Annotated in this window: 25 protein-coding genes; 23 read left to right on the top strand and 2 right to left on the bottom strand. The window is 48.8% G+C overall.

Annotation, left to right across the window (positions count from 1 at the left end; all coding sequences use genetic code 11):
* The first annotated feature begins 2 nt into the window (after positions 1-2).
* The 18 genes from fliP to MHM95_RS15165 all read left to right on the top strand — a co-directional run bounded on the left by fliP (position 3) and on the right by MHM95_RS15165 (position 17252).
* Positions 3-746, top strand: a complete 744-nt coding sequence (gene fliP, locus MHM95_RS15250; RefSeq protein ID WP_022944831.1) for a flagellar type III secretion system pore protein FliP — start codon at positions 3-5, stop codon at positions 744-746.
* A 2-nt stretch (positions 747-748) separates the two neighbouring features.
* On the top strand, positions 749-1018 hold the full coding sequence (gene fliQ, locus MHM95_RS15245) for a flagellar biosynthesis protein FliQ (RefSeq protein ID WP_022944830.1): 270 nt from the start codon (positions 749-751) through the stop codon (positions 1016-1018).
* 2 nt (positions 1019-1020) lie between these two features.
* Entirely contained in the window at positions 1021-1800 is a 780-nt protein-coding gene (fliR, locus tag MHM95_RS15240; RefSeq protein WP_022944829.1) for a flagellar biosynthetic protein FliR, read from the top strand.
* An 8-nt stretch (positions 1801-1808) separates the two neighbouring features.
* Positions 1809-2939 carry a flagellar biosynthesis protein FlhB gene (flhB, locus tag MHM95_RS15235; RefSeq protein ID WP_239385693.1) on the top strand — a complete coding sequence of 377 codons (1131 nt, stop codon included), beginning with the start codon at positions 1809-1811 and terminating at the stop codon, positions 2937-2939.
* An 80-nt stretch (positions 2940-3019) separates the two neighbouring features.
* The gene (gene flhA, locus MHM95_RS15230) at positions 3020-5125 is read left to right on the top strand and encodes a flagellar biosynthesis protein FlhA (protein WP_022944827.1); all 2106 of its coding nucleotides are present in this window, start codon (positions 3020-3022) and stop codon (positions 5123-5125) included.
* Positions 5126-5156: 31 nt separating this feature from the next.
* On the top strand, positions 5157-6656 hold the full coding sequence (flhF, locus tag MHM95_RS15225; RefSeq protein WP_045978605.1) for a flagellar biosynthesis protein FlhF: 1500 nt from the start codon (positions 5157-5159) through the stop codon (positions 6654-6656).
* A complete protein-coding gene (locus MHM95_RS15220; protein ID WP_022946906.1) occupies positions 6649-7509 on the top strand; it encodes a MinD/ParA family protein in 861 nt (286 codons plus the stop codon). The genes flhF and MHM95_RS15220 overlap by 8 nt, the downstream gene beginning before the upstream one ends.
* Positions 7510-7524: 15 nt before the next feature.
* Positions 7525-8247 carry an RNA polymerase sigma factor FliA gene (locus tag MHM95_RS15215; RefSeq protein WP_022946905.1) on the top strand — a complete coding sequence of 241 codons (723 nt, stop codon included), beginning with the start codon at positions 7525-7527 and terminating at the stop codon, positions 8245-8247.
* A gap of 38 nt (positions 8248-8285) precedes the next feature.
* Positions 8286-8669, top strand: a complete 384-nt coding sequence (cheY, locus tag MHM95_RS15210; RefSeq protein WP_010560568.1) for a chemotaxis response regulator CheY — start codon at positions 8286-8288, stop codon at positions 8667-8669.
* A gap of 17 nt (positions 8670-8686) precedes the next feature.
* The gene (locus tag MHM95_RS15205) at positions 8687-9442 is read left to right on the top strand and encodes a protein phosphatase CheZ (protein ID WP_022946904.1); all 756 of its coding nucleotides are present in this window, start codon (positions 8687-8689) and stop codon (positions 9440-9442) included.
* Between the two features lie 16 nt (positions 9443-9458).
* Positions 9459-11756 carry a chemotaxis protein CheA gene (locus MHM95_RS15200; RefSeq protein ID WP_239385692.1) on the top strand — a complete coding sequence of 766 codons (2298 nt, stop codon included), beginning with the start codon at positions 9459-9461 and terminating at the stop codon, positions 11754-11756.
* Positions 11757-11769: 13 nt separating this feature from the next.
* Complete coding sequence (locus MHM95_RS15195) at positions 11770-12903, top strand: chemotaxis response regulator protein-glutamate methylesterase (protein ID WP_022946902.1); 1134 nt, start codon at positions 11770-11772, stop codon at positions 12901-12903.
* Positions 12896-13660 (top strand): flagellar motor protein, encoded by a 765-nt coding sequence (locus tag MHM95_RS15190; RefSeq protein ID WP_045978608.1) that lies wholly within the window; start codon positions 12896-12898, stop codon positions 13658-13660. Before MHM95_RS15195 ends, MHM95_RS15190 begins: the two co-directional genes overlap by 8 nt.
* A gap of 1 nt (position 13661) precedes the next feature.
* A complete protein-coding gene (locus MHM95_RS15185) occupies positions 13662-14642 on the top strand; it encodes an OmpA family protein (RefSeq protein WP_151172403.1) in 981 nt (326 codons plus the stop codon).
* The gene (locus tag MHM95_RS15180; RefSeq protein WP_022946899.1) at positions 14642-15424 is read left to right on the top strand and encodes a ParA family protein; all 783 of its coding nucleotides are present in this window, start codon (positions 14642-14644) and stop codon (positions 15422-15424) included. The genes MHM95_RS15185 and MHM95_RS15180 overlap by 1 nt, the downstream gene beginning before the upstream one ends.
* On the top strand, positions 15421-16275 hold the full coding sequence (locus tag MHM95_RS15175) for a chemotaxis protein CheW (protein WP_239385691.1): 855 nt from the start codon (positions 15421-15423) through the stop codon (positions 16273-16275). Before MHM95_RS15180 ends, MHM95_RS15175 begins: the two co-directional genes overlap by 4 nt.
* Positions 16276-16337: 62 nt before the next feature.
* Positions 16338-16832, top strand: a complete 495-nt coding sequence (locus tag MHM95_RS15170; protein WP_022944775.1) for a chemotaxis protein CheW — start codon at positions 16338-16340, stop codon at positions 16830-16832.
* A 3-nt stretch (positions 16833-16835) separates the two neighbouring features.
* A complete protein-coding gene (locus MHM95_RS15165; RefSeq protein ID WP_239385690.1) occupies positions 16836-17252 on the top strand; it encodes a DUF2802 domain-containing protein in 417 nt (138 codons plus the stop codon).
* On the opposite strand, the gene MHM95_RS15160 is transcribed toward MHM95_RS15165, so the two are convergent.
* The gene (locus MHM95_RS15160; protein ID WP_022944773.1) at positions 17249-17554 is read right to left on the bottom strand and encodes an EscU/YscU/HrcU family type III secretion system export apparatus switch protein; all 306 of its coding nucleotides are present in this window, start codon (positions 17552-17554) and stop codon (positions 17249-17251) included. The two genes, MHM95_RS15165 and MHM95_RS15160, sit on opposite strands and share 4 nt — an antisense overlap.
* Position 17555: 1 nt before the next feature.
* A complete protein-coding gene (locus MHM95_RS15155; RefSeq protein ID WP_239385689.1) occupies positions 17556-19760 on the bottom strand; it encodes a flagellar hook-length control protein FliK in 2205 nt (734 codons plus the stop codon).
* 102 nt (positions 19761-19862) lie between these two features.
* Between MHM95_RS15155 and ccmA the strand changes: the two genes are divergently transcribed.
* Genes ccmA through ccmE form a run of 5 tightly spaced genes read left to right on the top strand, consistent with a single transcriptional unit; the run spans position 19863 to position 22598 of the window.
* On the top strand, positions 19863-20483 hold the full coding sequence (ccmA, locus tag MHM95_RS15150) for a cytochrome c biogenesis heme-transporting ATPase CcmA (protein ID WP_081604405.1): 621 nt from the start codon (positions 19863-19865) through the stop codon (positions 20481-20483).
* Positions 20483-21169, top strand: coding sequence for a heme exporter protein CcmB (gene ccmB, locus MHM95_RS15145; protein ID WP_022944770.1), 687 nt, complete (start codon positions 20483-20485; stop codon positions 21167-21169). Before ccmA ends, ccmB begins: the two co-directional genes overlap by 1 nt.
* Before the next feature lies 1 nt (position 21170).
* Entirely contained in the window at positions 21171-21920 is a 750-nt protein-coding gene (locus MHM95_RS15140; RefSeq protein WP_022944769.1) for a heme ABC transporter permease, read from the top strand.
* Complete coding sequence (gene ccmD, locus MHM95_RS15135; RefSeq protein ID WP_022944768.1) at positions 21910-22122, top strand: heme exporter protein CcmD; 213 nt, start codon at positions 21910-21912, stop codon at positions 22120-22122. The genes MHM95_RS15140 and ccmD overlap by 11 nt, the downstream gene beginning before the upstream one ends.
* The gene (gene ccmE / locus MHM95_RS15130; protein WP_045979864.1) at positions 22119-22598 is read left to right on the top strand and encodes a cytochrome c maturation protein CcmE; all 480 of its coding nucleotides are present in this window, start codon (positions 22119-22121) and stop codon (positions 22596-22598) included. Before ccmD ends, ccmE begins: the two co-directional genes overlap by 4 nt.
* Position 22599 lies beyond the last annotated feature (1 nt).

Below are 22599 nucleotides of genomic sequence, written 5' to 3'. Positions count from 1 at the left end.
TAATGAAATACTGGCTAATACTTCTTTTTGCTATGCTTTTAAGCCCGACTGCTTTTGCAGAGCAGGGGCTTCCCGCCGTGACCGTAACCACCAATGCCGACGGCACGCAGGATTACTCAGTCACCTTGCAAGTATTAGCGATTATGACGGCGCTCAGTTTTATCCCTGCCGCCGTTATTATGATGACCTCATTCACCCGTATTATTGTGGTGTTGGCGATATTGCGCCAAGCCATCGGCTTGCAACAAACCCCTTCGAACCAAGTGCTGCTAGGCATGTCTTTGTTTCTGAGTATTTTTATTATGGCACCGATATACAATCAGGTGCATGACCAAGCGATTCAGCCTTATCTAGACGAAGAAATGTCCTCTATGCAGGCGCTGGAAGCCGCTAAGCAGCCGATGAAGGCTTTTATGCTTTCACAAACACGGATAAAAGATTTAGAAACTTTTGCGCAAATAGCCGGTTATGAAAAACTAGACTCGCCTGCGGACACCCCTTTTATCGTGGTGATCCCCGCATTTGTCACCAGCGAATTACAGACCGCGTTTATTATTGGCTTTATGTTTTTCATTCCCTTTCTGATCGTTGATTTAGTCGTGGCCAGTGTCTTGATGGCCATGGGTATGATGATGCTCTCGCCAATGATTGTCTCCTTGCCCTTTAAAATTATGCTATTTGTATTAGTGGATGGGTGGTCACTGGTAATGGGCACTTTGGCACGTAGCTTTGGGTTGGGAGTGTAATAATGGAGCCGGGCATTTTTGTCGATATTCTCAGTGATGCTTTATTTTTGGTGATAAAGTTGGTGTCGGCGATCATTGTCCCTAGTTTGATTGTTGGTTTGATTGTTGCGGTATTCCAAGCGGCGACCTCAATCAATGAGCAAACCTTGAGCTTCTTACCTCGTTTGCTTGTCACCCTAAGTGCACTTATTATCGGTGGCCACTGGTTTACGCAGGAACTTATGGATTTCTTTAACCGCTTAGTGCTGTCGATACCTGAAATTGCGGGATAACCATGGAATACCCCTTTGCCGTCATTGTTCAGTGGCTAAGTGACTACTTACTTCCCTTAGTCCGTATACTGGCAATGTTGATGGTCATGGCAGGGATAGGGGCACGTAATGTCCCTTCGCGTATTAAGCTTGGCTTGGCCTTGGTGATTGCCTTTGTTGCGGTGCCGGTATTGCCTCCTACTCAGTTCACCAACCTGTTTTCGTTGGAAATGGTGTTTGTGGTGCTGCAACAACTGCTCATTGGTGTGGCTATGGGCTTTGCCTCGCAGTTATTATTGAATACCTTCATTCTCGCCGGGCAAATCTTAGCAATGCAAACGGGCTTGGGTTTTGCCTCGGTGGTTGACCCCTCAAATGGCCTGAGCGTGCCGGCGGTGGGGCAGTTCTATTTAATTCTCACCACCTTATTATTTTTTGTTTTTAACGGTCATTTGATGATGATCCAAATGATTGTGCACAGCTTTATCGCGGTCCCTATCGACGGCACTTGGTGGGCGGTTGATCACTACTGGGATATCGTTACCTGGGGCGGGTGGATGTTTACCACCGCTTTGGTATTGGCGTTGGCACCGCTGACTGCGATGTTGGTCATTAATTTATCTTTTGGCGTGATGACGCGAGCGGCACCGCAATTAAATATCTTTTCAATTGGTTTTCCCTTCACCCTAGTGGCGGGACTAACCATTATCTGGGCAACCTTAGGAAACTTCATGGCGCAGTTCGAGGCGCAGTGGTTACGCATGGTTGAGCTACTTTGCTCGATGGCAGGCTGTAGTCCTTAGGAGTTGTTATGGCAGAAGATTCAGGTCAAGAACGTACCGAAGAGCCCACGCCGAAAAAGCTACAAGAGGCGAAGAAAAAGGGCCAAATAGCACGCTCAAAAGAGTTGGGTACCACCTTTGTATTGATTATGTCGGCGGTTTCTTTGCTCATTTATGGCCCCGATATTGGTCGTGGTTTACACACAGTCATGAAGCGAATGCTATCGCTGAGTCGTAACGAAACTTATGACACCACCAAGATGTTTGCGGCATGGGGGGCGGTGGCGGATTCATTGCTCTATCCCATGAGTATGTTTGTACTGGTTATAGTTATCGCCGCGTTTATTGGTAATACCATGCTTGGCGGATTTAACTTTTCATGGCAAGCGATGGCACCCAAAGCCAGTAAGATGTCGCCGATGAAAGGGTTCAAACGTATACTTGGGCCGCAAGCAGCAGTTGAGCTGATAAAAGCGCTGCTCAAATTCGGGCTAGTTGCAGCGTGTGCGGTGTTTTTGATCAAAATGTATTTTTACGAAATTCTGCATTTGAGTATCGAAACGCCACCGAACAATATAGCTCACGCGTTGGAAATTATTGCGTGGATGTTTCTAGCATTGAGTTGCACCATGATTGTTGTCTCGGCAGTGGATGTGCCTTATCAGGCGCACAACCACCATAAACAGTTGAAGATGACCTTACAAGAAGTTAAAGACGAGTATAAAAACTCCGAAGGTGACCCGCAGATCAAAGCGCGTATTCGGCGAACCCAGCGGGAAATGTCACAACGTCGGCAAATGCAAGATGTGCCGGATGCTGATGTGGTGGTAACCAACCCGACGCACTTCTCGGTAGCGATAAAATACGATACTGAAAAAGCCGGTGCGCCAATAGTATTGGCTAAAGGGGCCGATGAAATGGCCTTACAAATTCGTAAAATAGCCAAGGGGAATGACGTCCCGCTGGTAGAGTCTCCGATGCTAACACGGGCGCTCTATCATACCACCGAAGTAGGCGAACAAATTCCCGAGCAGCTATTTACCGCCGTCGCGCAAGTGTTGGCCTATGTGTATCAGCTGAAACGCTTTGAAAAAGGACGCGGTCGCCGACCGTCTAAACTGGCGGACAAACTACCTATTCCTGATGAATTCAAGTATTAACCAACTGAAATATAAGATATAAAAAACTGGCCTACTCCTTGCTTTGATGACTGCAGTGTCAATTTATTGCTGTAGCATTTATGGATTTTAAGGCCGTTCTCACCCAGCTTAATCGCGATAAAAAAGAATATGCAAAAGGCGTAGGTACGCCGCTGTTGGTGCTCGCCGCACTGGCAATGGTGGTATTACCTATGCCGCCATTTTTACTGGATATTCTGTTTTCGTTTAATATTGCGCTGGCCTTGGTGGTGCTGTTAGTTACGGTCTACACCATGAAACCGCTTGAATTTGGAATGTTCCCAGCGGTGCTTTTAGTCGCGACCATTATGCGTCTGGCGCTCAATGTTGCCAGTACGCGGGTGGTGTTATTAGAGGGCCACCAAGGCGGGGATGCGGCCGGTAAAGTAATTGAAGCCTTCGGCTCGGTGGTGATCGGCGGTAACTATGCCGTGGGTCTGGTTGTCTTTCTGATCTTAATTATTATCAACTTCGTGGTTATCACCAAAGGGGCCGGACGTATATCAGAAGTGTCTGCCCGCTTTACCCTCGATGCGATGCCCGGTAAACAAATGGCCATTGATGCCGATTTGAACGCGGGTTTTATCAGCGCCGAGCAAGCGCGGGAGCGGCGTGAAGAAGTCACCCGTGAAGCGGACTTTTACGGTTCGATGGACGGTGCCAGTAAGTTCGTAAAAGGCGATGCCATTGCGGGTATCGTTATCTTAGTGATCAATATCGTTGGCGGGTTATTTGTCGGTATGATCCAACATGACTTGAGTTTTTCTCAGGCCATGGAAGTGTATACCTTACTCACCATTGGTGATGGCCTTGTGGCACAGCTGCCATCGCTGTTGCTATCAATCGGTACTGCCATCGTCGTAACTCGCCAAAATGAATCACACAATATGGGCGAGCAAGTTAAAACCCAACTTGGCAATGACAAAGCACTGTGGATAGCATCCGGTATTCTCATCACTATGGGGTTGGTACCGGGTATGCCCCATGTGGCGTTTTTAGGCTTAGGTGGCTTACTTGGTTTTGTTGCTTATTATTCGCAAAAGCAGGCAAAGCTTGCTGCTGAGCAGGAGCAACAAGAAGCTGAGCAGGGCCCTGGCAGCAATGTTGCCACCCACGACGAACCAAAAGAATTGGGCTGGGACGATGTACAGCAAGTCGATGTCATCGGTTTGGAGGTAGGCTACCGCTTGATCCCGCTAGTGGATCAGGCCCAAGGTGGAGAATTGTTAAGCCGCATTAAAGGGGTCCGTAAGAAGCTCTCACAGGAACTGGGCTTTTTGGTGCCGCCCGTTCATATTCGCGATAATCTAGAATTAGACCCTAATGCCTATCGTATTACCCTCATGGGCGTGTCCAGCGGTGATGGTGAACTCAGTCATGGTGATGAACTGGCCATCAACCCAGGTCAAGTCTTTGGCCCAATCAATGGTGTGGCGACCAAAGATCCGGCTTTTGGTCTGGATGCGGTGTGGATCAAACCAGAGCAAAAAGATGAAGCACAGTCTTTAGGTTACACCGTCGTTGACGCTGCTACGGTAGTGGCGACCCACATTAGCCAGTTACTCACTAATAACGCCTCACTGCTATTGGGCCACGAAGAAGTGCAGAGTCTGCTTGATATGCTAGCGAAAAGCCATCCACGTCTAGTAGAAGGTCTAGTACCAGATGTGTTACCGCTGACTACCATAGTGAAAGTGCTACAAAATCTCCTCAATGAAGGCGTTGCTATTCGCGATATGCGTAGCATAGTGCAAACTCTCGTAGAGTATGGTCCACGCAGCCAAGACCCAGATGTATTAACCGCAGCGGTACGTATTTCATTGCGTCGTTTGATTGTGCAAGATGCGGTTGGCGCTACGCCAGAAATTCCTGTCATAACATTGGCGCCTGAGTTGGAACAGATGTTGCATCAGTCGCTTCAGAACGCAGGAGATGAGGGTGCTGGCATTGAGCCAGGCTTGGCAGAGCGGCTACAGGCCTCTTTAAGCGAAGCCCACCAGAACCAAGAAATGTCGGGTGAACCTTCCATCTTATTGACCTCCGGGATGCTTCGTACAGTGTTATCACGTTTTGTGAAGCACACCATCCCAGGGCTGAAGGTGATGTCTTACCAAGAAGTGCCCGATGAGCGTCAAATTAAGATTGTTAGCTCCGTTGGACAGCAATAGATCGGAAAGCCGGTTGTGAGAGGGTAATATTATGAAAATCAAACGCTTTTTTGCTAAAGATATGCGTACAGCACTGAAAGAAGTAAAAGATGAGCTGGGTGTTGACGCGGTGATCATGTCGAACAAAAAGCTTGCAGATGGCGTTGAAATCGTTGCTGCTATTGACCATGAACGCCCAGCAGCCGCACCGAAAAGCGCTCCCCAGCAGCAAATGCAGCCGCGCGCCACTGAGCAGCGTATGGTACGTCCACAAACACGTACGCAACGTCCTGAGCCACAAAGTCACAATGGTGTGGCTGATTCATTGCAGGCGTTGTTAGAGCGTCAGAGTCCGAAACCAAAGAACGCTGCTCTCGCCGACATGTTTTCGCAATCAGGTATTGATATGAGCGCGCCTGAAGAGCCCGTTGAGCAGCCTCAGCGTCGCGCTGCGCCGGCCAATAACTACGCTCCGCAGCCAACGCTAGCAGAGCCAACGCAAGCCCGCGCTGCAGCGCAGTCCATGGGTGATGATTTAGACGGTGACGGTTTTGATGAGCTACACCGCCAGCCCAATGATTCTGTACAGCAAGAGGCCATGGACAGCGAAGAGATCAGTGCCATGCGCGATGAGATGAATGCCATTCGTCAGCTTCTTGAACATCAAGTATCCGGCCTATTACATCAGGACCGAGCGCGCCGCGATCCAACTCGTGCCTGCTTCATCGAGCGCTTGCAGGGCATGGGTATCGACACTGAAGTGGCTGAGCAGTTAGTGCGTTATGTACCAGACGACGTATCGCGCAAGCAAGCATGGAGTGCAGCCTTGGATATGGTGCAAAAGCAGCTACACACCACCAATAATGAGATTTTACGTCATGGCGGCGTATATGCGTTGGTCGGCCCTACTGGCGTAGGCAAAACCACAACGGTTGCAAAACTGGCCGCATTAGGGGCGCAAAAATATGGCGCTGACAAGGTTGCGCTGATCACCACGGATACATACCGTATCGGTGCTTACGAGCAGCTAGCAACTTATGGACGCATCATTGGTTGCCCTGTGAAGCAAGTAAAAGATGCCAATGAATTGGCCGATGTGCTTTATCAATTACGCAATAAACGTCTAGTATTAATTGACACTGCGGGAATGAGCCAGCGCGATTTACGTTTAAGTGAGCAATTAAACACGCTCATGCGTAGTACGCGAGTCGATATTCGTAGCTATTTAGTGCTCAGTGCCACAGCACAACATGAAGTGCTTCAAGAAACCGTAAGGCACTTCCAAAAAGTTGACTTAAGTGGTTGTATTTTCACCAAACTTGATGAAAGTCTAAGTTTAGGCGAGATTATTAGTGTAGCGATTCAAAATCGCTTACCAATAGGGTATCTTACTAACGGTCAACGCGTTCCAGAAGATATTCGCGTTGCTAACTCAGAAAAAATGGTTAGAAAAGCTGAACAATTGTTTATCAAACGCCAAAAAACACAAAAATCAGCGGCACCAGCAGGGCGCCAAACAGTGGCGTCTCAGGCAGTAGGAATGTATGATTAACACAGTGCACGATCAAGCAAGTGGCCTTCGAAAAATGAATCAAAACAATAGCCAAGGCGTAAAAGTAATCGCCGTGACCGGTGGCAAAGGGGGCGTCGGTAAAACCAATGTCTCTTTGAATTTAGCTATTGCCATGGGTCAGCAAGGCAAACGAGTCTTAGTGTTAGATGCTGACCTAGGACTGGCAAACTGTGACGTTATGCTTGGTCTGCGTGTTGAAAAGAACCTTTCTCATGTTCTAAGCGGTGAGTGCGAACTGCGCGATATACTGGTAACTGGGCCTGCGGGCATTCGTATTGCGCCGGCAACATCGGGGTCACAGAGCATGGTTGAACTGAGTGCTGCAGAGCATGCAGGTTTAATCCGTGCGTTTAGCGAGCTCGATAACGACTTTGATGTCCTCATTGTCGACACCGCCGCCGGTATCTCCGATATGGTACTGAGCTTCTCGCGTGCTGCGCAAGACGTTGTGGTGGTGGTCTGCGATGAGCCAACCTCGATTACCGATGCCTATGCGCTGATCAAGGTGCTTAGTCGTGAACATGGCGTATACAAATTCAAAGTCGTTGCCAATATGGTGCGCAGCCAGCGTGAAGGGCAAGACTTATTTGCCAAACTCTCCAAAGTAACCGACCGATTTTTAGATGTGGCGCTCGAATTAGTGGCCACCGTGCCCTATGATGAAAACATGCGTAAATCAACGCGTCGCCAGAAAGCCGTCGTGGAGTTATTCCCTAACTCACCCGCTTCGGTATCGCTGAAAAGTCTCGCTGGCAAGGCACTAAAATGGCCAACCCCTAATCAACCATCGGGGCATTTGGAGTTCTTCATTGAAAAGCTGGTCAATAATTAACTGTTGTTCGGATTTATGAATAAAGTGGCTGGATATCAAGATCAATTACAATTAAACACTCTGGTCGAGCGCCATGCCGCGCTGGTCAAGCGTGTCGCATGTCATTTGCTGGCTCGACTGCCAGCGAGTGTGCAGCTCGATGATCTCATTCAGTCCGGCATGATTGGCCTCATAGAGGCATCAAAGACCTTTGACGCCAGTAAAGGCGCCAGCTTTGAGACGTTTGCTGGTATTCGTATTCGTGGTGCGATGCTTGATGAAGTACGACGGGGAGATTGGGCTCCACGATCGGTACATCGCAATAGCCGCGCTGTAGCTACCGCTGTACATGAATTGGAAACCTCCCTGGGTCGGGAACCAAAGGATGTTGAAGTAGCTGAAAAACTTGATATTTCGCTCGATGAATACCATCATATTTTAAACGATGTTAATTGCTCTAAAGTGCTCGGTATCGAAGACTTAGGTGTCGATGAAGATGTACTCACCCCGAGCAGTGAACAATCTCAAACGGGGCGGCCCTACACCAGCGTTCACAACGAACGCTTTAACCAAGCATTAGTAGCGGCAATTAATTCTCTCCCCGAGCGTGATGCATTGGTATTATCGTTGTACTATAACGATGAAATGAATTTAAAAGAAATTGGGCAAATACTGGACGTAAGTGAGTCCCGTGTGAGTCAGATACATGGTCAGGCAATGATTAAGCTCAAAGCGAAAGTCAATGACTGGGTCAATTAGTAGTAAGAATAAAGGTTCATACCTCACTGGAGGATACTTTGGATAAAAACATGAAAATTCTCGTGGTCGATGACTTTTCCACTATGAGAAGAATCATTAAAAACCTATTGCGTGATTTAGGCTTTACCAACGTGCAAGAAGCGGACGATGGTAGTACCGCGCTGCCCATGTTGCAAAACCAAGAGTTTGACTTTGTGGTTACCGATTGGAACATGCCAGGTATGCAGGGTATCGATTTGCTCCGTGCAATTCGCGCCGACGACAGCTTAAAGCACATTCCAGTACTGATGGTAACTGCAGAGGCGAAGAAGGAACAAATCATTGCCGCTGCCCAAGCTGGCGTGAACGGTTACATCGTTAAGCCCTTTACCGCAGCTACATTAAAAACCAAGCTGGATAAAGTATTTGAGCGCTTAGGTTAACCGAGAAGGAGAGGTTTATGTCAGCTCCCGCTGCACCTCACATTACCCTAGAGCAAGCCAAACAGCTTGTATCGTTTCTTGAGCAAGGTGAGCAGGAGAAAGCCGATCAGCTGATCCTCGATGCTGCCTCCAAGGAACAGTCCGAACTGTTTGCTGAGGTTGGCAAGTTGACGCGGCAACTTCACGAGTCGTTGAAGAATTTCCAACTCGATACGCGCTTGAACGACCTCACGCAAGAAGCCATTCCCGATGCTAAGCAGCGTCTTAATTACGTGATGGAAATGACCGAGCAGGCGGCAAATAAAACCATGGATGCCGTGGAAGCCAGTTTGCCCATCGCTGAGCAGCTATCCACTGAACTACATCAAATTAAACCCATTTGGGATAAATTGATGCGTCGCGATCTCGAATTAGGTGAGTTCAAGCAGTTGTGTCATCAGCTTGATAGCTTTATGAACCGCTCTCAAGGCAGCACAGTGGAGCTGCACGACCTTCTTAACAATGTGCTGATGGCGCAAGACTACCAAGATTTAACAGGGCAAGTAATTCGCCGCGTAATCGAGCTGGTGCGCGAGGTAGAAGACAGCCTTATTAATTTATTAACTGTGTTTGCGGGCAACGAAGGTGAAGAACCGGTGGTTGAACAACAAAAAGCAAAACCAGCTGTGAACGCAGAAGGTCCAGAAGGGCCAATTATAGACACAGAATCACGTGATGACGTGGTCTCAGGCCAAGATGAAGTAGACGACTTGTTGTCTAGTTTAGGCTTCTAAAGAGGAGAGCGGCTGCATGAGCTTTGAAGTAGATGAAGATATTTTACAGGACTTTTTAGTCGAAGCAGGTGAGATATTGGAGCAGCTCTCTGAGCAGTTAGTAGAGCTTGAAAATAACCCTGATGATAAAGACTTGCTCAACGCTATCTTCCGGGGCTTCCACACTGTTAAAGGGGGAGCTGGGTTCCTTGGCATGAATGAGCTGGTGGATGCCTGTCATGGTGCTGAGAATGTGTTTGATATTCTGCGCCAAGGTAAGCGCCAGGTTACTTCTGAACTGATGGACGTGATCCTGCAAGCGCTCGATACAATTAACGACATGTTTGCGCTTATTCAAGCACGAGAGCAGCCGCAACCTGCAGACCCTGAGTTACTTGCCGTATTGCATAAACTGAGCGAACCTGAATCCGAAGATGAGGCACCTATTGCTGTGCCTGAACCTGCCGCAACTCCGAGTGAACCTGTTGTTGAACCCGAACCTGTGCCTGAAAATGTCGCATCAGGGGCCGATGATTTTGGCGATGATATTTTGTTCGATGCGCCAAGTGCTGACAGTGACGAAGGCGAAGCGATTGACGAAATCACCGAAGATGAATTCGAAAGTTTGCTGGATGAATTGCACGGCCAAGGCAAAGGCCCGTCTGTGGGTGAAGGGTCAGCGGATGCTGGGACATCCGGTAATGATGAAGATATTACCGATGATGAGTTCGACTCGCTACTAGACGAATTACATGGAGCAGGCAGCTTTGGTGCCATTAGCGATAATGGCTCCACGCCGAGCGTCGAAGAGCAAGGAGCTGCGCAGCAGAGTGTACCGACTACACCGGGCGAATCAGAGTCGGCCAGTGGTGGTGATGAAGACATTACCGAAGATGAATTTGATGCGCTGCTTGATGAGCTGCACGGCAAAGGCAATGCGCCTAAAGCAAGCTCTGCAGAAGCTTCGCCAGCGCCGGTTGAAAAGCCTGCGGCGCCAGTAAGCCAAAGTAAAGCTAAAGACACACCGCCGGCAACGCCAGCGCCTAGTAAAGCGCCAGCGGCCGCAAAACCAGCGCCGAGTACGGCGAAGGGGAGCACCCCGCCTAGCAGTGGTGATGCCAAAAAACCGGCACCTAAAGCCGCGCCACCGCCACAAGCAGAAACGACAGTGCGCGTCGATACCAAACGACTAGACCAGATCATGAATATGGTGGGTGAGCTGGTATTGGTACGTAATCGTCTTATTACCTTAGCGAATAATAACAACAGTGAAGCTATGGGTAAGGCTATCTCAAATCTTGACGTGGTCACCGCCGACCTACAAGGTGCGGTGATGGCAACTCGGATGCAGCCAATTAAGAAAGTATTTGGCCGCTTCCCACGTGTGGTACGTGACCTTGCCCGCAGCTTACAAAAAGATATTTCCTTGGTCCTTGAAGGGGAAGAGACTGATTTAGATAAAAACCTTGTCGAAGCCCTAGCTGACCCACTCGTGCACTTAGTACGTAACTCAGTGGACCATGGTATTGAGATGCCTGATGTTCGAGAAGCAGCAGGTAAACCTCGCACCGGTACGGTGCGCTTATCGGCTTCTCAAGAAGGCGACCACATTCTCCTGAGCATCCACGATGATGGCGCAGGGATGGATGCCGAAAAACTGAAAAAAATCGCTATTAGCAAAGGGGTTATTGATCACGACCAGGCCGCCCGGTTGAGTGACACGGAAGCCTATAACCTTATTTTTGCCCCTGGATTCTCCACCAAAGAGGAAATTTCTGATATTTCTGGGCGTGGTGTGGGTATGGATGTGGTGAAAACCAAGATCAGCCAGCTTAACGGCACCATTAATATCGACTCACAGCTCGGTATTGGTACCCGTCTAGATATCAAAGTACCGCTGACGCTTGCTATTTTGCCAACGCTGATGGTGATTGTTGGTGAACAAACCTTTGCTCTGCCATTGGCGGCTGTTAGTGAGATTTTCCACCTTGATTTGACCAAAACTAACATTGTTGATGGCCAGCTCACCATTATTGTGCGTGAAAAAGCTGTACCACTATTTTATTTAGAGCATTGGTTAGTCAAAGGTGCGGACCGCACCCAACGTAAAGCCGAAGGCCATGTCGTCATCGTTCAAATTGGTACTAAAAAGGTCGGCTTTGTGGTGGATTCGCTGATTGGTCAAGAGGAAGTAGTCATAAAGCCTCTGGATGCGTTGCTGCAAGGCACACCAGGTATGGCCGGGGCGACAATTACCTCAGACGGTGGCATAGCCTTAATTCTAGACGTGCCAAGCATGCTAAAACATTACGCTGGGCGCTCCAGCGTTAACTAAAATCGAGTATTAAATGGCTGTCAAAGTTCTAATAGTTGACGACTCAAGCTTTTTTCGTCGCCGGGTTACTGAAATTCTTGAAGGTGATGCCAATATCGAAGTCATTGATGCAGCTGTCAATGGCGCCGATGCAGTGGAAAAAGCAGTTAAGTTACGCCCAGATGTGATCACCATGGATGTGGAAATGCCAGTGTTAGATGGTATTTCTGCGGTGAAACAAATCATGGCGAAATCGCCAACACCTATTCTTATGTTTTCCTCACTGACGCGTGAAGGAGCCAGTGCCACACTGGATGCACTTGATGCCGGGGCATTGGATTTCTTACCGAAAAAGTTTGAAGACATCGCGCGCAACAACCAAGATGCGATTGAGATACTTCGACAAAAGGTGCGCGAGCTAGGACGTCGTCGTCTTTCGCGTTTTAATCGCCCAACGACCTCGACAACGGCATCGTCACCAGCGCGCCCCAGTGTCACCACACGCAGTTCAGCGCAACCTGATAGAAGCTTTAACCAAGGAGCTTCGACTCGGCCTCAAAGCGCTAGCCAATTCAAGCCCAGCGGCAAAAAGTACAAGTTGGTGGCTATTGGCACCTCTACCGGGGGGCCTGTGGCACTGCAAACGATTCTGACCAAGCTGCCAGCCAATTTTCCTCATCCTATTTTGCTTATCCAGCATATGCCGGCCGCATTTACTCCTGCGTTTGCGCAGCGCTTGAATAACCTTTGCAAAATCAAGGTAAAAGAAGCGCAACAGGGAGACCGTTTGCAACCTGGAACGGCGTATCTTGCACCAGGTGGTCAGCAAATGATGTTTGATGGCCGGGCTCAACAGCAAACTCTGAAGGTATTTCAAGACGACAACCCAAGAATTACTTATAAACCCAGTGTTGATGTTACTTTTGCCAGTAGCGCAAAAGCATTTGGCGGTGATGTATTAGCCATTGTGCTGACCGGGATGGGCGCTGATGGTCGTGAAGGTGCGCGGATGCTCAAACAATCAGGCTCACGGGTTTGGGCGCAGGACGAGCAGTCTTGTGTTGTGTATGGCATGCCGCAAGCGATAGCCAGTGCCGGTTTGCATGACCACCAAGTGGCTCTTGACGATGTTGCCGCGCATTTACTCAAGGAAGTCGGCTGTGGATAAACTTTCCATAATTGGCCTTGCTGTTGCCATTATCGCCATTACCTTAGGCTATAGCCTCGAGGGCGGTATGGTTTCAGGGCTAATTGATGGACCGGCACTGATCATTGTCCTTGGCGGCACTTTAGGTGCCGTGATGTTGCAATCGCAACTAGCGACCTTCAAAAAGGCCTTGGGAGTCTTTAAGTGGGTATTTGTTCCCCCGTTTTATGATACCCAAGCTGGGATTGAGCAAATTAAATCGTGGGCCAGTACCGCACGTCAAAAAGGGTACCTGGCTCTTGAGGAACAAGCACTCGTAAGTGAAGACCCTTATGCGGCTAAAGGCTTAAGCTTGCTGATTGATGGCTCTCATGAGCAGCGCTTACGTGACACCCTAGAAATCGAGCTTATGTTAGAGCGCGAGCGGTTGCTAGATGCAGCTCGGGTTTACGAGGCCATGGGAGGATATGCGCCGACCATTGGTATTTTAGGGGCTGTGCTCGGGCTCATTCAGGCGATGGCATACATTAGTGAGCCCGATAAATTGGGTGCTGGGGTCGCCACCGCATTTTTGGCCACGATTTATGGCGTGGGCTTTGCCAACTTGTTATTCCTGCCCGTTGCCAACAAGCTAAAGCAAGTGATTGAAGAAAAAATGCTCTATCATGAGCTCATCGCTGAGGGCATCATGGCAATGCAGCAGGGAGAGACGCCCGCAAATATAGAGTTGAAACTCGAGGCTTACTGCGCTGAGCGCCATGTTAGTGCAGGGTACTAATATGATGCGTATTCGTCACCGCCGAGGTCATGTAAAGGAGTCGCAACACACCCACCGTTGGCTCGTTTCTTACGCTGACTATATGACCATTATGTTCGCCTTGTTCGTGGTCATGTACGCGATTGCTATCAATAAAAAAGACGAAGAGTTTGCTATTTTCTCGCAGACTTTGGAGCAATTTTTTGACCGTGCTACCCAAGTGACTCAACCCATATTAACTGAGCAGCAGCAATCCACAGGAGACGGTGTGTTGCAACAACCACTGCCCGTCAATGACAATGTGTTAGAAGGTGAGAGTATTGTCAAAGAGCCTATTCGTGGCTCAAAGTTGATTCCAGAGCAAGCAGACGTGAGTCTTATCGAGCAAAAAGAGCTCGGAGAGCCTTTAGAAACTTTGTTAGATAAGTTAACTGGCACTTTGCTTAATGAAATTCGCCAAGGTGATGCACAGCTCCAACTGAATGAGAACTGGCTTACTATTGAGATGAGTTCGGGGCTGCTTTTTCCGAGCGCCAGCGCCACAGTGACGAATCGCGCCGAACAAGTGGTGGCTCGTATTGCTGAGATCATTTCGCCAATGCGCAATTACTTGCGTGTGCGTGGCTATACCGATGACCGCAGTATCAATAACGAAATGTTTCGCTCCAATTGGCAGTTATCAGCGGCACGTGCAGCGGCGGTAGTCAAAGAGTTGCAAACCCTGGGCATAAACCCTGCGCGAATGGCGTTGGAAGGGTATGGGCAGTACACCCCTTTTGCTGACAATGATACTGCCCAAGGGCGGGCGCAAAATCGTAAAGTGGTCATCGCAATTTCAAAGTTTGCCTTGCCACTGCAAGAGGCCCGGCAACAAGACAGTGCCGTTGAATCAGTTGAGCCCGCAGTGGAGCAAGAGCTGCCAAGCACTGACAATACAATAAAAATAATACAACTACCCCATGGCGGTATTCGTATTACGACGCGCAATGAGGAACAGCAATAATGAAGGTATGGACGGTCGCGAACCAAAAAGGCGGGGTGGGTAAAACCACCACAACGGTGTCTTTAGGCGGTCTATTGGCTGAACAAGGAAAGCGTGTCTTATTAATTGATACCGACCCTCACGCGTCGCTTACCTACTATTTTGGTATTGATTCAGAGGCCATCGAAGTGAGTGCTTACGATGTTTTCACTCGCGGTAAAAATATGGCGAGTGAGGAAATACTGCAATCGCTGTGTCCATCCGGTGTCGAAAATATTGATATTCTGCCGGCTACCATGGCCATCGCCACGCTTGATAGAAGCATGGGTAATAAAAACGGCATGGGGTTAATACTTAAAAAGGTATTAGCGAAAATCAGCGAACATTATGACTATGCCATTCTCGATTGCCCGCCGGTACTTGGGGTGTTAATGGTGAACGCGTTGGCAGCAAGCGAGCGCGTGCTCATACCTGTGCAAACTGAGTTTCTTGCGCTCAAAGGACTAGATCGCATGATGCGCACGATGGAGTTGATGCAGCAGAGTGCACAAACCTATAGCTATCAATACACGGTGGTCGCGACTATGTATGATAAGCGCACTAATGCCTCTTTGGATGCATACAAAAAACTGCGCGCTACGTATCATGACAGTGTTTGGCCGGGTGTGATCCCCATTGATACCAAGTTTCGCGATGCCAGCCTTGCGCAGCAGGTGCCTAGTAAGCACTGTGCTAAGGCGCGAGGCGTACAAGCCTACCGTGCGCTCTTAGACTATTTGCAAAACAAGCAGGTGGATGCATGAGTGGTCCTAATGAAAAGGTGATGAAGGAGTACCTCAGCGCGCTACTTAAAGAAGAAGCAGAGCCTAGGCGGGTAGCTAAGCCGGTCATCACTGAATCCCCTCAGGCAAATAAACTTGAGCCACTTGAAAAGTTACTTGCGCAGGCAGAGCAGCAAGCACAGGCTCGCGAGCAACAGCAACAGCAACAGCAACAGCAACAGCAACAGCAACAGCAACAGCAACAGCAACAGCAACAGCAACAGCAACAGCAACAGCAACAGCAACAGCAACAGCAACAGCAACAGCAACAGCAACAGCAATCCAGCACGCACGTTGAGGATATTGCTCGGGCAATTAATAAGGCAAAACCTGCATCCTCAGGCACTAAGCTGCGCGCGCCACAGGCGGCGCGAGAAGAATATATGCAGGGCGAGTTTCAGGCGCTGTTTTTTGACGTGGCTGGTTTGCTATTAGCAGTGCCTCTGAAATCTCTCGGTGGTATTCACCAGATTGGTGAAGTAAACCAATTATTCGGGAAACCACCTTGGTTTAAAGGGGTGATGTTAAACCGCGATGAAAAAGTCAGCCTTGTGGACACCGCCCGCTGGGTAATGCCAGAAAAATATGACAAAAACTTGGAACAGGCATTAAACTATAAGTATGTGATAATGCTTGGAGAATCTCAGTGGGGATTAGCCGCTGAGAATTTGATCAACAACGTAACCTTGAAAAGTGAAGACGTAAAGTGGCGACAAAGCCATGGTAAGCGTCCGTGGCTTGCTGGGGTTATAAAAGAAAAAATGTGTGCTTTAATTGATGTGGATAACCTGCAACTGCTTTTAGAGCAAGGGTTAGACAGTCAGGCTGAGTAATCAGGCACAAACTAATTGGTAACCAAGGCCGATTCATGACAGACGGCGTTATGGAGCTAAGTATGAGCGAAGAAAGAATAGTATCAGCGAAAGATGTAGACAGCAGTGATGAGGTACTGCAATGGGTCACCTTCCGGTTAGAGGAAGAAACCTATGGTATCAATGTGATGCAGGTACAAGAAGTACTTCGTTATACCGAGATCGCGCCCGTGCCCGGTGCACCCAGTTATGTCCTGGGTATTATTAACTTGCGAGGCAACGTGGTTACCGTGATTGATACCCGTTCACGCTTTGGGTTGGTTGACGCTGAAGTCACAGACAACTCTCGTATTGTGATTATCGAAGCGGAAAAGCAGGTTATTGGTATTTTGGTCGACTCGGTCGCTGAGGTGGTGTACCTGCGCAGCTCTGAAATCGACAGTGCGCCCAACATTGGCACAGAAGAGAGTGCTAAGTTTATCCAAGGGGTCTCAAACCGTGACGGTGAGTTACTGATTTTGGTGGATCTAAACAAACTACTCAGTGACGAAGAGTGGGACGAGTTAAGTAATATCTAAGTAATGAAAGACCCGAATCTGCTGTATATGATAGCCGCTAGCATAGTGTTATTGCTGGCGGTTTTAGTAATAGTGTTGTGGTTACGTACGTCGCAATTAGCGCGGCAAATGCGGGCACTGCGACAAAACATGGACACTGAAAAACAGGCGTCATCACAAACGCAAATTTTGCGTGCGGAGGTCAGTGAGTTGCGCACAGCATTGGAAAATATGAGCAACCGTATTGGCCAAATTCAACAGCGCACCGAAGAAGTGGCGCAACAGCAAGACACTATTCGTGAAGCAGACCCGCAAGCACGAATCTACTCTCGAGCAGTAAAAATGATTGAGCTAGGTGCGCCCATGGAAGAAGTCATGAGCGAATGTGAGCTACCTCGGGCAGAAGCTGAGTTACTGTTCTCATTGCATCAGAAAAATTAAGCTTTCACATTGAGCTTATTGCTAAAGTTCTGCCATCCAGGTGGAAACTTACCACGTAATACATAGGAAAAGGCAATAAGCTCAGCAATCACATAATAAAGCTCTTTGGGGATTTCTTGGCCTTGATCGAGCTTTTCTAAGGTCTTCGCTAAATCAGCATCTTGGTGAATTAAAATGCCTTGTTCTTGCGCTGCTTCGATAATGTGCTCGGCTAACTCGCCAAACCCTTTGCTCGACACGGTTGGTGCACTGCCATGCTCGTAGAGCAATCCAATGGCACTGCGTTGGGTTGATGCTGTCATACTACACCTTTAAATTAACGATACTATGACGGCGATAAAACTGCCGCCACTGTTGTACTTGTTGCTCACTCACCTGCTCAACCTTAATGGGCGCAACGCCGAGGCCGTGACTTTGCAGCTTGCGTCTTAGTGTTTCACTGTGTTCGTTAGCAAGGTGGTGCAAAGCCTGAGAGCTGGCGCGAAGTTCACAATTGAGGGTTTGCTTACACAAGTGCGCCTGCACACTGAGCTCTCCCAATTTCGGGTAGTCAAATTGCATACGCACAAACCACACGTCTTCGCCTTTACCTTGTTGGCTCTTTTCTTTGTAGCGACAAATACTTAGCTGCGTTTGTCCTGCCTCGGGTGGCAAACGCATAGGTAAAAACAGCTGTACCAAAGGGTTAGAATCTTGTTGCGTTGTTAATTGTGGAGCGCTGGACTGTGGCGTCATACTTTGTTTAATGGCTGCCAAATCGCCGCCTAATGCTTGCGCCCCCGCACTTTGCAGCTGTTGCAATACTTGCTCAGCAGCAGAAGCTGGCGCTTGCGGTGTTTGAGCTAAAAGTAGGTTTATCAGTGGCATCAAGGCGCTTTGGCTGTGAGTCGCCATCGTGCTTGGCAGCTGTTGCAGGCTCTGAGCGCCCAACAGTGATAGCAAAAGAGTATCGATTTGAGCTGTGACGCTTGCACGGTATTGGCTAACAGGCTGTGACCAAGGCTGCAATTGGGCTTGCAACTGATTGACTGTGTTGGCTGCCGGGGTATGCGGTCCAACCATTTTACTAAAAGCTTGATTGACGAGTTGCTGTAGCTCTTTAGGCGCGTTTTGCACCAGAGTGTCTAGATTGGCAAGGTGATGGGTCAAGCTATGCTGTGCTGTATAAGGCTTTATTAGTGGTGCCATTAACGCCTTACTGAGAGGCAAGGAGAGTACTTGCTGTGCCCCTGATACCGTTTCTGTAGCAGCCCCAGACACCAAGGTTGCTTTTACCGTGTGTTGCATCTGTGCGGTTAATGCTAATAGCGGCGACTGACTGCGAAGGGTATTAAGCAAGGCGCTCACCTCAACGCCCGGGCTTAATGGTTGCCCCATGGCGTTGTGTCTTGCCGCGCCATTAAAGGCGCTGAGAGACACCGGTTCAAGCTTTTTCGGCGTATCAAATAGCACCGTACTAAGCAGTGGCTTTGCAGTACTTTGTAATAACTGCTGAGCACTTGCGAGTGAATTGATACTTGGCGCACTTCGCCCTTGCTGCCAAGACTGTAATTGTTGCTTAGCATGCTGCCATAACGAGGTGTTTGCTTTGTTGTCTATTACCGGCCTATCACCGAGTTGCTGTGTTGCCGGGGAGGCCGTGGCGGTGCTTTGAGTGCCCACAATCACTTGTGGGCGGGCAACGTGTAAGTCGATACGCGGTAATTGCAGTTTGAGTTGTAACGCAGGTGATGTTGGCGCTACCCCCAGGCTTGTTGTGAGGCCCTGAGTTGGCAGTTGAGCCGATACGGTTCGGTTTATCGGCAAGGTCAATATGGCTTTATTCGCTTGGCCACCGACCAGGTTGAGCTGAGCATGCTTACCATCGGGACGTGGTAGCAACTGCAAGTTCATCGGCGTCTTTAGCAGCATGGCAACGAGCTTTTGTTGGCTCATCGGCAGTGGTAATTGGCTCCCTCCACTAAGCGGTAAGTGGGCCTGTATCTTTCCTTTCACTAACTGAACGATCAAGGATGTCGGCGATGGCTGAGCGTTAATTATCTCGGCACTGGATTTATTTAGATGCAAACTGGCATTAAGCGCCGGTATTGATAATGCTGCTTTATCAGTTAATTGCACTGTTAGTGCCAAACGCGTTGGGCTCACAACTTGGCCCTGACCATTGGTTAAGGCTGCGCCAAGCAAACGCATTATATCCTGAGCGGAGCTAAGCGGTAGCGAGGTTTTGCTGGGCGTTAATTGCAGTTGTCCTTGAGCATTAAGTTGCACGGTGCCTTGCTCAATAGTCAATGGTAGCGGCCCCTTTGGCGGTGATTGCAAGGGAACTTCGAGGGTCCGCCATTGACCTTGCAGCTGAACTTGCATTGTTGCTTTGTCAGCGCTGATATGAACATTTTTAACCGCCAAGGGCTGCTCAGTGGGCAGCGTGAGTGTCCTAGCCTGCTGCGTATCGCCAGCGATGCTCAGCGTTTGTGTGTGATGAATTAAAGGGGCAGATGGGCCCGACATATTACCCCCGAAACAAGATCAAAGTTTTGCCCGCAATTTTTCGCATTAGCATAGCATTATGGTAGACTATCGCCCAATTTTAAGCACTGAGAATGTCTGTTCGTGTTACACGTTGACGCAGTCACTTGCATTAAGCAAGAGCGATGCCTGTTTGAAGACCTTAGCTTTTCAATAAACGCTGGGGAGATCATGCAGTTAGAGGGGCCTAATGGGGCTGGGAAAACCTCTTTATTGCGCATTTTGGCGGGCTTTTCAGAGCCTATGCAAGGGCAAGTACGCTTTATGCAAAAGTGTATTCGCCGTGACTACGAAAACTATGCGCAACAAGTGTTGTTTATTGGCCATAAAACAGGTGTAAACACACAGTTAAATGCATTGGAAAATTGTCAGTTCTGGCTTGATACTCACGGACTGAAAACCGACCTCAATATTTATGACGTGCTGAGCAATCTTGGCTTAGTAGGACTAGAAGATGTTCCGGTGCGGCAATTATCAGCTGGCCAACAGCGCCGTGTCGCCTTGGCTCGGTTGTGGCTCAATGATGCCAAACTGTGGTTTTTAGACGAGCCATTCACTGCCGTAGATAAAAAAGGTGTGGCATTATTGCAACAGCGTTTCGCTCAGCATTTAGCCCAACAAGGGGCGATTTTACTCACCAGTCACCAAGACTTGACCGCGCACTTTTCTCACCTCAGTAAGTTGCAGTTGGAGTATCGCATTTAATGATTCAGCAGCACTCCTACTGGCGAGTTTGGGCCAGCGTATATAAAAAAGATGTGCGTCTTGCCTTTCGCCAGCGCAGCGATATTGTTAATCCGCTGCTGTTTTTCTTAATCGTGATTACACTGTTCCCACTTGGCGTGGGTCCTGAGCCAAACTTATTGGCACGCATGGCGCCGGGTATTATTTGGGTCGCTGCTTTACTAGCGACGATGTTGGGTCTGGATAAAATGTTCCGAGATGATTACCTAGATGGTACTTTGGAGCAGTTATTATTGTCGCCATTCCCTTTGTCGCTCAGTGTGTCGGCAAAAATTGCAGCGCATTGGACCATTACAGGCTTGCCAATGGTGTTATTAACGCCACTGTTCGCATTACTAATGAATTTAGAAATGCAGGCCCTCAATGCAACGTTGTTAACGTTGCTTATCGGTACTCCATTATTAAGCTTGATCGGGGCGATCGGCGCGGGGTTAACCGTGGGTTTGCAAAAAGGGGGAGTGTTACTCAGTTTGTTGGTCTTACCGCTGTACATTCCCGTATTGATTTTTGCGACTTCCGCCATTGATACAGCCAGCATGTCGTTGGCTTATGGCGGTCAGCTCGCAATCTTAGGTGCATTTCTTACCGTCGCCATTGTGCTTGCGCCTATTGCCGTTTCATCAGCATTGAAAGTGAGTATTAACTAGTATGTGGAAGTGGTTACATCCCTATGCCAAGGCCGAGCGGGCCTACACGCTGTGTAACACACTGTTGCCGTTTTTTGCAGTGGTTACCGTGATATGCATGATCTTAGGTTGGGTTTGGGGGTTGGCTTATGCGCCGGCCGATTACCAACAAAAAGACAGCTATCGCATTATCTTCATTCATGTACCGTCGGCTATTTGGTCGATGGGTGCTTATTCGTCGATGGCCATTGCCGCCATCGTCGCGTTAGTATGGCAAATTCGCAATGCCCAACTGGCGGTGATTGCTATAGCCCCGGTGGGGGCGGCAATGACGGTGATCGCATTATTGACCGGCGCCGCGTGGGGTAAACCTATGTGGGGTACTTGGTGGGTATGGGATGCACGCTTAACCTCAGAGCTCATCCTGTTGTTTTTATACCTAGGGGTCTTGTCTTTGTACCATGCCTTTGAAGACAAACGTGCTGGAGGCAAGGCAGCGTCTATTTTGGCCCTTGTCGGAGTGGTCAACTTACCCATTATTCACTTCTCAGTGGAGTGGTGGAATACCCTGCACCAGGGCTCAACCATTACCAAATTTGATACCTCTGCCATCGACCCAAGTATGTTTTGGCCGTTAATGGTTAATATTGTCGCTTTTGCTGGTTTTTTAGGCTGGGCAACGTTGATCCGTTTGAAAACGGAGCTGTTAAAAAGTGAACAACATCGACCGTGGGTGAGAGCACTCGCCACAGGAGCAAAACATGGAGTTTAATAGTTTTTCTGAATTTCTCGCCATGGGTGGGTATGGCTTTTATGTATGGCTTTCCTTCGGCAGCTGTGCATTTATTTTGATTGCGCTTTTAGTGACCTCGCTATTAGAGAAACGTAACGTGCTCAAGCAGGTTGCCGCTCAAAGCGCACGAGAGCAACGTATTGAGAGGGCGAAACGCTCGCAGCAGGAGTCGTCACTATGAACCCAAGACGCAAAAAACGCTTAATCACCATTATTGCCTTATTGCTCGGTTTATCATCGGCGGTGGGGCTTACTCTGTATGCGTTGCAAGAGAACATTAACCTTTTCTATACCCCCAGTGAGCTGATTGAAGGCAAGGGTAAAGATTTGGAAAAACCCAGTATTGGCCAAAAACTACGGATTGGCGGCATGGTGGTGCCAGGCTCAGTTAAGCGCGACGAAAACTCGCTATTTGTAGAGTTTAAACTGATTGACAGTGGCCCTATGGTCACCATCCGTTACAAAGGCATCTTGCCGGACTTATTCCGTGAAGGCCAAGGCATCGTAGCCCAGGGCACCTTAGTGCAGAGCGATGTGGTAGAGGCATTTGAGGTACTCGCCAAGCACGATGAAGAGTACATGCCAGAGGAAGTGGCAGAAGCGGTGAAGGGCATCAAACACGAGAAACCTAAATACAATAGCAATTACGGCAACTAAA

This window comes from Pseudoalteromonas sp. CnMc7-15 (assembly GCF_022347925.1).
GTDB classification, from domain to species: domain Bacteria; phylum Pseudomonadota; class Gammaproteobacteria; order Enterobacterales; family Alteromonadaceae; genus Pseudoalteromonas; species Pseudoalteromonas ruthenica.
This window is presented reverse-complemented; position numbering and strand designations above follow the sequence as displayed.